The sequence below is a fragment of the Formivibrio sp. oc-25 genome, from assembly GCF_055810895.1.
On the sequence record NZ_JBVVOL010000025.1, the window covers coordinates 1 to 13880 of the forward strand.

The 13880-nt window shown below is 59.1% G+C and carries 13 protein-coding genes; 1 reads left to right on the top strand and 12 read right to left on the bottom strand.

Annotated features, from left to right (window positions below):
• Positions 1-81 precede the first annotated feature (81 nt).
• From AC0KVQ_RS13430 to ubiU, 10 genes are all read right to left on the bottom strand, one after another.
• Positions 82-2265 carry a RelA/SpoT family protein gene (locus tag AC0KVQ_RS13430; RefSeq protein WP_473421679.1) on the bottom strand — a complete coding sequence of 728 codons (2184 nt, stop codon included), beginning with the start codon at positions 2263-2265 and terminating at the stop codon, positions 82-84.
• 16 nt (positions 2266-2281) lie between these two features.
• Positions 2282-2491 carry a DNA-directed RNA polymerase subunit omega gene (gene rpoZ / locus AC0KVQ_RS13435; protein WP_473421680.1) on the bottom strand — a complete coding sequence of 70 codons (210 nt, stop codon included), beginning with the start codon at positions 2489-2491 and terminating at the stop codon, positions 2282-2284.
• A gap of 91 nt (positions 2492-2582) precedes the next feature.
• Positions 2583-3197, bottom strand: coding sequence for a guanylate kinase (gene gmk / locus AC0KVQ_RS13440; protein WP_473421681.1), 615 nt, complete (start codon positions 3195-3197; stop codon positions 2583-2585).
• Positions 3198-3301: 104 nt separating this feature from the next.
• Positions 3302-5974 carry a cation-translocating P-type ATPase gene (locus tag AC0KVQ_RS13445; RefSeq protein WP_473421682.1) on the bottom strand — a complete coding sequence of 891 codons (2673 nt, stop codon included), beginning with the start codon at positions 5972-5974 and terminating at the stop codon, positions 3302-3304.
• A gap of 104 nt (positions 5975-6078) precedes the next feature.
• Positions 6079-7113, bottom strand: a complete 1035-nt coding sequence (locus AC0KVQ_RS13450) for a type I glyceraldehyde-3-phosphate dehydrogenase (RefSeq protein WP_473421683.1) — start codon at positions 7111-7113, stop codon at positions 6079-6081.
• Between the two features lie 130 nt (positions 7114-7243).
• Positions 7244-7990: a substrate-binding periplasmic protein gene (locus tag AC0KVQ_RS13455; RefSeq protein ID WP_473421684.1), complete on the bottom strand. Its 747-nt coding sequence runs from the start codon at positions 7988-7990 to the stop codon at positions 7244-7246.
• 22 nt (positions 7991-8012) lie between these two features.
• Positions 8013-8543, bottom strand: a complete 531-nt coding sequence (locus AC0KVQ_RS13460; RefSeq protein ID WP_473421686.1) for an acyloxyacyl hydrolase — start codon at positions 8541-8543, stop codon at positions 8013-8015.
• 152 nt (positions 8544-8695) lie between these two features.
• Positions 8696-9133, bottom strand: coding sequence for a ubiquinone anaerobic biosynthesis accessory factor UbiT (ubiT, locus tag AC0KVQ_RS13465; RefSeq protein WP_473421687.1), 438 nt, complete (start codon positions 9131-9133; stop codon positions 8696-8698).
• Positions 9130-10008: a U32 family peptidase gene (locus AC0KVQ_RS13470; protein WP_473421711.1), complete on the bottom strand. Its 879-nt coding sequence runs from the start codon at positions 10006-10008 to the stop codon at positions 9130-9132. Before AC0KVQ_RS13470 ends, ubiT begins: the two co-directional genes overlap by 4 nt.
• A gap of 2 nt (positions 10009-10010) precedes the next feature.
• Positions 10011-11012, bottom strand: coding sequence for a ubiquinone anaerobic biosynthesis protein UbiU (ubiU, locus tag AC0KVQ_RS13475; RefSeq protein WP_473421688.1), 1002 nt, complete (start codon positions 11010-11012; stop codon positions 10011-10013).
• 199 nt (positions 11013-11211) lie between these two features.
• Between ubiU and AC0KVQ_RS13480 the strand changes: the two genes are divergently transcribed.
• On the top strand, positions 11212-12483 hold the full coding sequence (locus tag AC0KVQ_RS13480; RefSeq protein WP_473421689.1) for an O-acetylhomoserine aminocarboxypropyltransferase/cysteine synthase family protein: 1272 nt from the start codon (positions 11212-11214) through the stop codon (positions 12481-12483).
• A 48-nt stretch (positions 12484-12531) separates the two neighbouring features.
• Here the strand turns inward: AC0KVQ_RS13480 and AC0KVQ_RS13485 are convergent, their stop codons facing one another.
• The gene (locus AC0KVQ_RS13485; protein ID WP_473421690.1) at positions 12532-12990 is read right to left on the bottom strand and encodes a CYTH domain-containing protein; all 459 of its coding nucleotides are present in this window, start codon (positions 12988-12990) and stop codon (positions 12532-12534) included.
• A 42-nt stretch (positions 12991-13032) separates the two neighbouring features.
• The gene (locus AC0KVQ_RS13490) at positions 13033-13791 is read right to left on the bottom strand and encodes a M48 family metallopeptidase (protein WP_473421691.1); all 759 of its coding nucleotides are present in this window, start codon (positions 13789-13791) and stop codon (positions 13033-13035) included.
• Positions 13792-13880 lie beyond the last annotated feature (89 nt).

The following is a 13880-nucleotide window of genomic DNA, read 5'->3' on the forward strand; positions in this document are numbered from 1 at the left end:
GGCTCCATCGCCCGCTCACATGTCTCCACCGCTCGCATCCTCAAACAGGCAGCAGGGAAAAGACCTTGAAAGGCATGGCTCTTAGACCCGGACCCGGGTAATGCGATATACCGCCTGCAACTGCCGGATCGAGCGCATGATGCGCGCCAGATGTGTGCGATTGGCCACCTGCAGCGTGAACTGGATCATATTGTGCCGCTCGCCGGTTTCATGGCCATCGGTCATGGAAACCGCTGCGATATTGCCCTCGGCTTCGGCAATCGCAGCAGCCACGCTGGCCAACGTGCCACGCACGGTAGAGGCCATCACGCGGATCGTGACATCGAACAGGCGCGAGACCTCCGGATCCCACTCGACATCGATCATCTTGTCGGCATCGGCGCGGTTCTTGGTCAAAACCGGGCAATCGTGGGTATGGATGATCAAGCCCTGATCCTTCTTGACCAGCCCCAGGATCGGGTCTCCGGGAATCGGGTTGCAACAGCGCGCGAACTGGATCGACATGCCTTCAGTACCACGGATGGTCACCGCTGCCGGCTTGCGTCCTGCAGCCGCCTCGTCGCTCCACTGCCCGGCCAGTTGCAGCAAACGTTTGGCCACGACAATGGCGAGCTTCTTGCCCAGACCCACATCGGCCAGCACATCCTGACGCGATTTGTCGCCACTTTCCTTCAGATAGCGCTCCCACACATCGCTACCGACCGGCTGTTCCTGATGCAGCGAGGAAAATGCCTGGTTCACCAGCCGCTCACCCAGCAGTACGGAATCCTCGAAGCGCATGGTGCGCAGGAAATGGCGAATATGCGAGCGCGCCTTGCCGGTGGTCACAAACGCCAGCCAGGCCGGGTTGGGCCGGGCATGCGCGGCGGTGATGATTTCGACCTGATCGCCATTCTGCAGACGCGTGCGCAGCGGTGCCAGCTCATGGTTGATCTTGGCTGCGATGCAACGGTCACCAATATCGGAGTGCACAGCGTAGGCAAAATCGACACAGGTGGCGCCTTGCGGCAGGTTCAGGATCTTGCCTTTGGGCGTGAATACATAGACCTGATCGGGGAACAGGTCGACCTTGATGTGTTCCAGGAATTCGACCGCATCACCGGATTCGGACTGCAATTCCAGCAGGCTTTGCAGCCATTGGTGCGTTTTCTGCTGCACATCGCTGAAACTCTCGTCGCCACTCTTGTACATCCAGTGGCTGGCGACACCGGCATCGGCAATGCGGTGCATGTCATGCGTGCGGATCTGCACCTCGATCGGCGTGCCATACGGACCAAACAGCGTGGTATGCAGGCTCTGATAGCCATTGGCCTTCGGGATGGCGATGTAATCCTTGAACTTGCCGGCAATCGGCTTGTAGAGCGAATGCAGCGCACCCAATGCCAGATAGCAAGTCGGGATATCGTTGACCACGACCCGGAAGCCATAGATATCCAGCACTTCGGAAAACGACAGGTGTTTTTCCTGCATCTTGCGGTAGATGCTGGCCAAGTTTTTTTCCCGACCGGACACCAGTGCATCGATATGCAAGACATCCAGTTTGTCGCGAATGCCATCCAGAATCTTGGTCACAACCTCGCGCCGGTTGCCACGTGCGGATTTGAGCGCACGCGACAAGACTTCGTGCCGGTGCGGATGCAGGTAACAAAACGACAAGTCGTCCAGTTCGCGATAAATCGCGTTCAGGCCAATACGGTTGGCAATGGGGGCATAGATTTCCAGCGTTTCACGCGCGATGCGGCGCTGCTTGTCCGGCCGGATGGCATCCATGGTGCGCATGTTGTGCAGGCGGTCGGCCAGCTTGATCATGATCACGCGCAGATCACGCGCCATCGCCAGCAGCATCTTGCGGAAGTTTTCGGCCTGCGCCTCTTCCCAGTTATCGAACTCGAGCTTGTCGATCTTCGACATGCCATCAACCAGCTCGGCCACGGTTCTGCCGAATTTCTCGGTGAGTTCGAGCTTGGAGATGCCGCTGTCTTCCATCACGTCATGCAGCAAGGCACCGGCCAATGCCTGGGCATCGAGCTTCCATTGTGTGAGGATGCTGGCGACTGCAAGCGGATGCGTGATGTAGGGTTCGCCGGAACGGCGGATCTGGCCACGATGGGCCGCTTCGGAAAACCGGAAGGCTTCGCGCAGCATGGCGCGATCTTCCGGCTTGAGGTAACTCGTGAGTTCGGTCAGGAAATGATTGGCGTCGGCAAGCACCTGCGGCGTCCCGGCAAGTTCCGGGACGTCCTGTGCGGTGAGTACCGACTCCATGGGCACATCCCGCCGGTTAACCGCGGTTGCGGCTGAGCATTTCCATGCCGACCAGGCCTGATGCCACTTCGCGCAAGGCAATCACGGTCGGCTTGTCGCGGCCGGTATTGTCCAGTTGCGGGCTGGAACCGTGTTCAATCTGGCGAGCGCGGTAAGCCGCGACCAGCGTCAGATCAAAACGGTTATCGATGCGGTCAAGACAATCATCTACGGTAATACGGGCCATGAATCCATCTCCAGAAACAACGCCGGCCATACTTTTTTGCCGGCAGGGTTTTTGATTATAGCATTGTGATGCAGATCAAGCCGTCAGGCTCTCACCCCTTCATCGCGGCGATCATGGCCTGATGCAGATCGCTCTGGCGCCCGAGCTTGAGTCGCTCCGCGCGCACGATGGCGAGAATATCCTGCAATGCATCCTCGAAGCGATCATTGATTACCACGTAATCGAATTCGTCGACGTGGCTGATTTCCTCCTTGGCCGCGGCCAGGCGGCGCAGAATCACTTCTTCACTATCCTTGCCGCGCCCACGCAGACGCTCTTCCAGCACCGCCAGCGAGGGCGGCAGGATGAAAACTCCGATCGCCTGCGGCAGCAGGCGCCGCACCTGCTGTGCGCCCTGCCAGTCAATCTCGAGCAGGATATCCTGGCCTTGCGCCAGCATGGATTCGATCCACTCCTGCGAAGTGCCATAGTAATTGCCGAACACTTCAGCGTGCTCAAGCAGGGTCGCGGCCGCGATCATCTGTTCAAATGTTTCACGGGAAACAAAGTTGTAGTCCTTGCCATTCACCTCGCCGGTGCGCGGTGCGCGCGTGGTGAAGGATACCGACAACTGGATACGGGAATCGGCGGCGAGCAGTGCTCGCACCAGCGTGGTCTTGCCAGCGCCGGAAGGCGCGGTCACCACATAGATATTGCCACGGGCCATGGATAAAACTCTTCGGGTTGAACTGGGCCGTCAGAACGAGTCGTCAAGGCCGATGGCGTCGAGTATAACATTGGCAACAAAACAGCCTCCACGTGGCTGCCGAATCAGGACTTGCCCCGCCGGATCCGCTTGCGCCACCACACCTTGCGCATTTCTTCGACAACACCCATCAGCAAGGCGCAGGGCAGGATGGCCAGCCAGATCCATGCGTCAATATGGGCGGTGCCAAACAAGAGGTTGCCCCATGGCGTATACACGATCAGCAGGATCAAGCCGAGTTCCAGCGCCAGACCACCCAGCAGCATGGGGTTGCTGAAAAGGCCAAACCACAGGGCCGGGCGTAGCGGATGCCGGCAAAGGAACACGTTGACCATCTGGGAAACCACGATCGCGGCCAGGCAGGCACTGGTGGCCATCAGATAAAGCGGGTCATGGATCGCCAGCGTTTCTCCATACTGCCAACCACCCTGCTCCAGCACCAGGAAAAATGCACCCATGGCAATGATGGCTTCCATCACACCCAGCCACAGGTAGGCACGCATCACCAGCGGCCACGATAGCAGCCGTACATTGCGCGCCCGTGGCGGCTGGCGCATCAGGCCGGCATGCGGCGCTTCAGCACCCAGAGCCAGGGCCGGCAACATGTCGGTGCCAAGATCGACCGCCAGGATCTGGATCACGGTCAGCGGCAACGGGATGCGAAACAGTACAAATGCCAGGTAAGGCACGATTTCCGGGATGTTTGAGCTCAGGATGTACGTCAGGAACTTGCGCAGATTCTCGAAGACGGCCCTTCCCTCCTCGATCGCATGCACGATGCTGGCAAAGTTGTCATCCAGCAGAATGATGTCGGCAGCTTCGCGCGCCACATCGGTACCGCTCAAACCCATGGCCACGCCGATGTCGGCAGCCTTCAGCGCAGGTGCATCGTTCACGCCATCGCCGGTCACGGCTACGACTTCGCCCTTGCGCTTCAAGGCTTGCACAATCAGCATCTTTTGCTCGGCAGTCACACGGGCAAACAGGATTTCGGGCGCATCCAGCGCCAACTGCAATTGCGCAGGCGACATTTTCGGCAGCATTTCTCCCCGCACGACCACGGGTGCGGTGCCGCGCACCAGGCCGATTTCACGCGCGATGGCCAGTGCAGTATGCGGATGATCACCCGTCACCATGATCACGCGCACACCGGCCGTGTGGCAGCGCGCAATCGCCCCCGGTACTTCATGCCGTGGCGGGTCTTCCAATCCGACCAACCCGCACAGCTGCATCTCCTGCTCCTGCGCCGTTTCGTCTTCGCCCAGGAATTTGCACGCCAGTGCCAGTACGCGCAATCCTTGCTCGGCCATCTCTTCCTGCGCCGCGATCACCTGCTGGCGCTGCGCCTCCGTCAGGGGCTGCGCACTGGTGGCCGACCAGATTTGCGAACACAGCGGCAATACGGTTTCCGGCGCCCCCTTGCAATACAGCATGCGTGCTGCACCTGCAGCCTCGGGCGCTTCAACCACCGACATGCGGCGCCGCTCGGCTTCGAACGGAATTTCGCTCTCCCAGGTTCGCCGCGACAGTGCCTGATTCCGGCGTTTGGCCACCTGCCACAGGGCAATCTCCATCGGATCCCCCTGCGGCATCCCGCCATCGCCAAAATGCAGGGTATGACAACGTGCAGCAATGCGCAGCAGCATGTCCGGCAGTCTGCCCAGCGGGTCACGAAAATCCCCGTCGGCAAATACCCGCTTCACGGCCATCCGGTTCTGGGTAAGCGTGCCCGTCTTGTCCGAGCAGATCACGGTAGTACTGCCGAGTGTTTCCACCGCAGTCAGATGCCGCACCAGCGCGTTACGACGGGCCATGCGCTGTGTGGCCATGGCCAGCGACAGCGTCACGGTTGGCAGCAACCCTTCCGGCACATTGGCCACGATGATGCCGATGGCAAACATCAGGTTGCTCCAGAATGGCAGGCCAATGACGTGCCCCACCACAAAGAACACCACGCCCAATATGCTGGCCAAAACCGCAACCCACTGCGACAGGCGGGTGATTTCCTGTTGCAGTGGAGAAACGGGATCGCGCGCGGTTTGGGTCAGATGGGCAATACGGCCGAACTCCGAGCGCATGCCCGTGGCATACACCAGAGCCTGGCATTGGCCGGCCACAATCCAGGTGCCGGCCAGCAACAGATTGTGGGCATGCAGCGGTGAAGGATTGTCATCCGGCAAGGCATTGCGTGCCTTGGGCAAGGATTCGCCGGTCACCGTGGCCTGGTTCACGCGCAGATCAAAAGCTTCGATCACCCTGCAGTCGGCCGGCACCTTGTCGCCCTCACCCAAAAGCAATAGATCGCCAGGCACCAATTCCTCTGCCGGCAAGACGGCTTCCTTGCCGGTACGCAGGACATTCACCTGTTGCGGTAACAACTGGCGCAACGCGGCCAGTGCCTGTTCGGCCCGGTAGGTCTGCCAGAAGGAAAAGAGGCCATTGATCACGATCACACCAATGATTGCGATCGCAAGCTGCAGCATGCCCGTGCCTGGCTCATGCAGTTCGGCATAAAAAGCCAGGCCGGCTGCCAACCACAGAATCAGGGCAAAAAAATGGGTGAATTCACGTATGAACTGGCGCCAAAGCGGCTCCCGCGCAACGGCCTCGACCCGGTTCGGGCCGAACTCCTGCAAGCGGCGCTGCGCTTCGAGTGCACTCAGCCCGCTGGTTTGTGAACCGAGGCTGGCCAGGGCGGCTTCGACTGAAAGCTGGGAAATCGGGGCATGGATGCTCATGGCCTGCGGCCCATCTGGATGCCGCAGAATGCGGCGATCAACACCGGGATTGTGTTGATCTCAGTGTGGCTGACAATACTTCCCGACCCAAGGCCACTTGCCGATCAGCGGTCAGCCCCGCCCTGCCAGCGGCTTTGCCAGAAGGTGGCAACATCAAGCATGCGGTTGGCAAAGCCCCATTCGTTGTCGAACCAGATCATCAGGCTGGCCAACTGGCCACAGGTGCGGGTCTGCCCGCCATCGACAATCGCCGAATGCGCGCTGTGGTTGAAGTCGATCGAGGCATGCGCTTGCTCGGAATAGGCGAGCAAACCGGGAAAGCGCGAGCAGGCAGCCCGCAGGCAGGCATTGAGCTCGGCGCTCGAGGCTGGCCGGGTCAGCGTCAGCGCCAGATCAATGGCCGAGACATTGACCACCGGCACACGAATCGCCTTGGCCATGACCCGCCCGGCGAGTTCCGGCAGCAAGCGTTCGATGCCGCGGGATAGTCCGGTAGAAACCGGCACCATCGACTGCATGGCCGAGCGGGTACGACGCAAGTCGGCATGATGGTAACCATCGATCAGGGGCTGATCATTCATCACGGAGTGCAGCGTGGTCAGGACAGCATTCTCCACGCCAAATGCCTCGTGCAGCAGTGCCAGCACCGGCACGGCGGCATTGGTCGTGCAAGAGCCCGCCGAAACCAGCCGCTCGCGGCCAGTCAACCCTTGCTGGTTGATGCCATGGATAGCGGTGTAATCCACATCGGCACTGCTATGGCCGGGATGGGATAGCAGCAGGCGCTGGCAACCTGCATCCAGAAATGTCTGCAATTCATGCCGGTAACCATAGCGCCCGGAACACTCGACCAGCAGATCCACCCCCAAGGACTGCCAGGGCACCTCGGCGGCAGCATGCGCATGAAAAACGGCGATTTTGCTGCCATCGATGCACAGATTTTCTCCCTGGATTTCCACCGTGCCGGGAAAACGCCCATGGGTCGAATCAAACCGTGTCAGATAGGCCATGCTGTCCAGATCAGCCGGTTCGTTGATGGCCACGACTTCAAACCGGTCATGTGACCCGGATTCATGCAAAGCCCGCAAGAAACAACGACCGATACGGCCGTAGCCATTGATTGCCAATCTGATTGTCATGAGTAGTCTTTCCGTTGAACAACAGCCGGGATGCCGCGGAAGCAGTGATATACCACGCCCGGTTCAGGCAGGAAACGTTTTGCAGGTGCGGATTGTTGCGATGACAGGAATTGGCCGGATCATCGGCATGTCAGCAAAATGGGCATCGGGTCAGCTCGCGCTTCAGGATCAGCTCATATTCGCCGCTGGCCCGCATGGCCTTCAGCGCACGATTGAATGCCTGCAGCAATGCCTGCTGCCGCGCTGATTTGGCAAAGGCAAGATAAGTGGGATTTTCAATAAGCGGCGTGGCAGCCACGGCCAACGTATCAAATTTCTTCAGCTGGGGCATGCCTGATTCGGCAATCGCCAGCACAACATCCAGCCGTTTCAGGCTTAATTTGCGGAAATTGAGCTCGTCCGCTGCGGTTTCTTCCACGCTGAAGTGCTGGTTTTGCCGCGCCAGGTCAAAGGCATCACCATAGCTCCAGCCCCGGATCACGCCGATGCGCAATCCGCGCAGATCTTCCAGCGTGGTGAAGCTGACGGGACGGGCCTTGTGGTAGAAAACCAGGATCTTTTCGACATACAACGGTTCGCTGTAATCAAACCTGCGCTCGCGCTCGATGGTCTTGTAGAGACCGCCTGCACCGGCCAAACCTTTGTCCAATTCAGGAATCACCCGCGACCACGGGCGTGCCTGCAGAGTCACATCGGTACGCATGTTACGAAATGCCGAGCTCACCAATGCCGGATACAGGCCGGCCGGTTTGCCGGACTGGCTATACATGAAAGGCGGATTGGCGGCATCGAAGCTGATCTCGACCGGCTGGGCCGCCAGCGTAACTGGCAGCAAAACAGCCAAGATCACAAGCAGCCAGCCTGCAAACCTGTACATCCCTGCCTCCGGCCCGCGAAACTCAGAACCTGCGTGTGTAACGCATGCTGACGAAATCCATGCCAGGGTTGGGCATTCTTATTCCGCCATTCGAGTAATGCCAATACCCGATCCCGACTTCGTTTTCCTGGCCAAAGCGATAGCCAATTTCAAACCGGTGCGCGAACTGGAAACTTGAACCGACTCGCCGGTTTTCCGCCACATCCAGATTGGATAGCAGCGCGCCGCCCAGTGCATACTCCAGATAAGGCGCGCCTGCATCCCCTGCCGTGAATTCGTACCGCGCGGCCACACCTGCAGCCGCAACCCAGTTTTTGCGGTGCTCGACATTCCAGTGCGACAGGCTGACTTCCCAATACGGCCGCAATGCCCCCACATCACTTTCCAGCCAGCGCACATCGATCTTGTCGCGCACGGCCACCTGGAAAAAATCAGCTTTGGCAGGGCTGGCATTGACATTCACGCCCCCTGTTACCGAAACGCCATCCAGCGCCCAGGCCGCTGGTGCGCCACAGAAAACCAGCCCCAGAAAAATCGTCAATCCATGTTTCATAAGTACCTCCGACTTAGATATGGTGACAACCAGGCAGATACATTTCTGCCAATGCAGACATTACTGAAAAACGGTTCGATGTTATTTAGGATTGTAGTGCTAGCGGTAGTTTTTTTCCGGAGGATGTCCATGTACCTCCTCCGGAAATCAAATCAGTGCTGGGATGCCACAAAGTTTTGCAGCGGTGTCGGCAACAGGGAAAACAGGGCCGTCAGATCGGTGGCATCGAGCAGGTTTTTCAGGGCCAGGCCAACTTCGGTATCGCCTTCGATCAACAGGCGGCGCTGAAAAAACAGGGTGTCTGGGTCTTCCTGCCGGCGCGCCAGCACCAGGTAATCAGCCAGGCTGGCACCGAATGTCACATCGGCGGGCATCTCGGCCACATGAAAACGCCGGCCATCGAAACCGAGCGTCACGCCGCGATCGAGATCCAGAATCTCCAGGCGCAGTGTCTTGCCTGTCATCCAGGCAAAGTCCTCTTCCGGCCAGAGCCGCTCGCGCGCCAGATTGAGAATTGTGATCAACGCAAACGAAGGTGGCGTTTCGGGCAGATGGCTGGCGATAAAAACCAGTGGCGCGGGCAGCTTCATGCGTTGACCTCCTCAATACCGGCACGGCTGTGCCAGTAACCGTTGACCAGCCCTTCCGGGTTCCAGTTTGCAAAATCCGCCACAACCGGCCGGGCGGAAAGCCGTGCGGAAAAGGCAGCGATGATTTCGCCAGTATAGTGGGCCTGCGGGCTGATGCGCAGCGCGTCCACTCCCATGCCAGCCAGACCGGGCAGCTCGCTCCAGAGCGAATGGCATGCCGCCGACTGGGTCTGGGTACCATTGATGCGCAGGAAATCCTGCCCTTCGCGGGTCGAGATCACCAGCCCATCGGGATGTTGCAGGCAGCGAAATTCGCAGCTGTCCTTCTTCAGGTTGTAATGCCGCGCGGTAAAGCAGCGCGCCGAGAAAGCCAGCGGCAGCCGGCCATGGCCAAAGACTTCAGTTTCGATCGTGCAGGTACGCTCTGCCAGGATCGCCGCCAGTTGCTCATGCCCGCATTCCAGCGGCGGCATCCAGCGCACTGCGCCTTGGTCTGCCAGCCAATCGAGCGTCGGCCCGTTGTAGACATTGAGGTGAGGTCCGGCCACGAACGGAATGCCCAGATCACGCGCCACTTTCACCGCGCCAAGATCGTTCGCTTCCAGACGACCGCCCTTCTGCGCCAGACGCTTCAGGCCATTCAGATCACTCGATGACTCCAGCAAGGCCTGGCTGGAAATCACGACTTCCTTGCCGGCGGCAGTCAGCGTTTCGGCGAGCGCCAGCCAATCGGCATCGCGCAGCTCGTGGCGGCGGCCACAGACCACTTCGCCCAGATAGACGATATCCACCGGCCAGTTTGCGGCGGCAGCATAAAAATCCAGCGTCTGTTGACGCGGCCAGTAGTAAAGCAGGGGACCGAGTGTGAGTTTCATCATTACTTCCAGGGGCGGCTGTATGCGCCCAAAGTTTGCTGGTGCCCTTCAGAAACCTTGTCGAGCGCTTCAGACCATTGCGGGCGAACCTGAAAATCCGGGTTGGCCGCAGCATCGAGTGCGGCACGCAGGGTACGTGTTACCTCGGCCACGTAGGCCGGGCTGCGCTGGCGTCCTTCGACCTTGACCGCTGCCACGCCGATCCGGATCAACTCAGGCAGGACTGAAAGCACGTTCAGGCTGACCGGCTCTTCCAGCGCGTAATAGGTTTCGTCCTGTACAGCAAAACGGCCCTTGCACAGCGTCGGGTAACCGGCGGGCTCGCCCTCGTCGAAACGGTCGATCAGGATGCCGTTGAGCCGTGCATTCATGGTCTTGCCCTGATTGTCCCAGCGTACAAACGCAGCCGGCGAGCAGACGCCATGGGTGTTGGGCGATTGCCCGGTGGCATACGAGGAAAGGATGCAGCGCCCTTCCGCCATCACGCACAGGCTGCCAAAACCAAAGGTTTCGACTTCGACCGTGGTGTTCTGGATCACGTATTCCACCTGCGGCAGTGTCAGCACACGCGGCAAAACCACCCGGCGAATACCGAATGCATCCTGCGCCAGATTGATGGCCTCGAAATTGGTCGCAGAGCCCTGTACCGACAAATGCAGATGCAACTTGGGATGGGTCTTGTGCGCGTAGGCCAAGAGGCCCATATCGGCCAGGATCACGGCATCGGCACCGAGGCTGGCGGCACGGTCGATACTGGCATGCCATTCCTGCACGCGGCCTGCCTGGGCATAGGTGTTGATGGCAATCAGCACTTCACGCTTTTTCGACTGGGCGTAGCGGATGCCTTCAGCCAACTGGGCATCGGTGAAATTCAACCCGGCGAAATTGCGGGCATTGGTTGCATTCTTGAAGCCGACATACACGGCATCGGCGCCATTATCCACAGCGGCCTTGAGCGCCGGCAGGCTGCCGGCAGGGCAAACAAGTTGCGGAAGACGATTCATAAGGTTTACCCAAAATATGCTGCCGCGAGCTTAAAAGCATGCTGACTGTAAGGTTTTAACCGAGGTCAAATCCGTCAGGATCGCCACAATAGCACATAGATAAAATGGTTATTTGTGACAGGCTTTTTGATGCTTTGATTTGCTGCAATGGGCAAGGTAGATTTGCGCTTTCCAGTTTGCTCACTCTCAGGAACCCGCGATGCGCTTTGATACCCTTGCCATTCATGGCGGCTATAGCCCGGACCCGACCACCAAGGCAGTGGCGGTGCCGATCTACCAGACCACCAGTTACGCCTTCGACGATACCCAGCACGGTGCAGATCTGTTCGACCTGAAGGTAAAGGGCAACATCTACACGCGCATCATGAACCCGACCAATGATGTGCTGGAACAGCGTGTCGCAGCACTTGAAGGCGGCATCGGCGCACTGGCACTCGCTTCCGGCCAGGCCGCGATCACCTATGCGATCCTGACCATCGCCGAAGCCGGCGACAACATCATCGCCACCAGCGCGCTTTACGGCGGCACCTACAACCTGTTCGCGCATACGCTGCCGCAGTACGGCATTTCGGTGAAATTCGTCGATGCCAATGATCCGCAAGCCGCTGCCGCACTGATCGACGAGCGCACCAAGGCGATCTACTGCGAATCGATCGGCAACCCGCTCGGCAATGTGGTGGACTTCGCCGCGTTCGCGAAGGTCGCGCACGCCGGTGGTGTGCCGCTGATCGTCGACAACACCGTGCCATCGCCCTACCTGACCCGTCCGTTCGAACACGGTGCCGATATCGTCGTGCATTCGCTGACCAAGTACATGGGCGGGCATGGCACCAGCATCGGCGGCATCATCGTCGATTCCGGCAAGTTCCCGTGGGCCGAGCACAAGACCCGCTTCAAGCGCCTGAACGAGCCGGAAGTCAGCTACCACGGCGTGGTCTACACCGAAGCGCTGGGTGCTGCCGCCTTTATCGGCCGCGCCCGCACGGTGCCGCTGCGCAATATGGGCGCGTGCATCTCGCCGTTCAATGCTTTCCTGATCCTGCAAGGGCTGGAAACGCTGCCGTTGCGCATGGATCGCCATTGCGAAAACGCGCTCAAAGTGGCCGAATTCCTCAGGGGGCACCCGAAAGCCGCTTGGGTCAATTACGCCGGCCTGCCGGATCACCCTTCCAAACCGCTGGTGGACAAGTATTTTGGCGGCAAGGCCTCCGGCCTGTTGACCTTCGGCGTGAAGGGAGGCCGCGAAGCGGGCGCGCGCTTCCAGGATGCGCTCAAGCTGATCACGCGACTGGTAAATATCGGCGATGCCAAATCACTGGCTTGCCACCCGGCATCGACCACGCACCGTCAGTTGTCGGCAGAAGAACTCAAGAAGGCGGGCGTGTCGGAAGACATGGTGCGTCTCTCGATCGGCATCGAGCATATCGACGATCTGCTCGAAGATCTGGATCAGGCACTGGCGGCAGCCTGATCCTGCGGTCAAATCAACAAGCCGGAGCCTGCAAGCTCCGGCTTTTTTTCACCAACGCGAATAGGGTTGCTGCGACAACATGCTGTTGTAGTAACGAACATCGCCCGTCACTTCTTCGCCCAGCCATTGCGGCCTGGCGTAGACGGTGTCCACGGCAGGCAATTCGAGTTCCGCTACGATCAGCCCTGCATTTTCACCATGAAATTCATCAATTTCCCATGAAAATCCGCCAAATTCGACGATGTGGCGGGTTTTATCAAGCACGTTCGGGCAAAGCTTGAGCATTTCCAGCACATCGGCAACCGGAACCGGATATTCGAATTCGGCACGGCTGATGCCATCCAGGCTTTTGCCCTTGATGGTGAGATAGCCTTCTTCGCCCTTGATACGCACACGCACGGTCGGATCGGTTGCCAGGTAGCCCTGGGCAATACGGGTGGAGTATTTGATCTCATCGCGCCAGGATGCATTGGCGAGCAGGAATTTTCTTTCGATTTCGGTTGCCATAGGGTGTTTTCTAGTAGGGAGTTAAAGGGCTGTTCCAACCGGTCAGCGCCAGCGTGCATTTTCATAAAGCGGCAACACTTGCGGGATTCGTGCCTGCAGTTCGCTGATACGCGTACCGTGCGAGGGATGGGTGGATAGAAACTCCGGCGGCTGACCTTCGCTGGCCTTGGCCATTTTTTGCCACAGCGTCACGGCAGCATTCGGATGGTAGCCTGCCCGTGCAGCGAGTTCGAGCCCCATGATATCGGCCTCGGATTCATGCTCGCGGCTATTGGGCAGGCTGTACGCCACTTCCACGACCTGATTCGCCATATCCATGTAGCCATCGTAACGCCCGCCCGTGACCACGGAAAGCAGGGTGAAACCCATCATGCGCGTATACGCTTCCGACATGCGCTCCCGGCTATGCTCACGCAGTGCGTGCGCCATTTCGTGCCCCATGATCTGGGCCAGCTCATCATCCGTCAGCTTGAGGGTTTCAATCAGACCGCTATACACCATGACCTTACCGCCGGCCATGCAGTAGGCGTTCATCTCCTGGCGAGATTCAACATTGACCTCCCATTGCCATTTCAATGCATCCAGTCGGTATATGCCCACTTGTGGAATCAGGCGATTGGCAATCGTGCGTACGCGCGCAGTCAAGGCCGGATTACGGTTCAGCGTGCCGGACTGTCGCGCCTTGGCAACCTCTTCGGTATATGCCTTGGCAGCCATCTGATCGACCTGCTGGGTCGACAACAGCATGCTCATGCTTTGTTGCCGGTCAGCTCCCATTGCACCACCCTGCGTAGTACTCATTTGCTGACATCCCGCCAGCAAGCCTGCTACAAACAGGAGACAAAGTTTCTGCTTCATTTCGCGGCCCCTCGTGATTGCTAGGGTAAAAT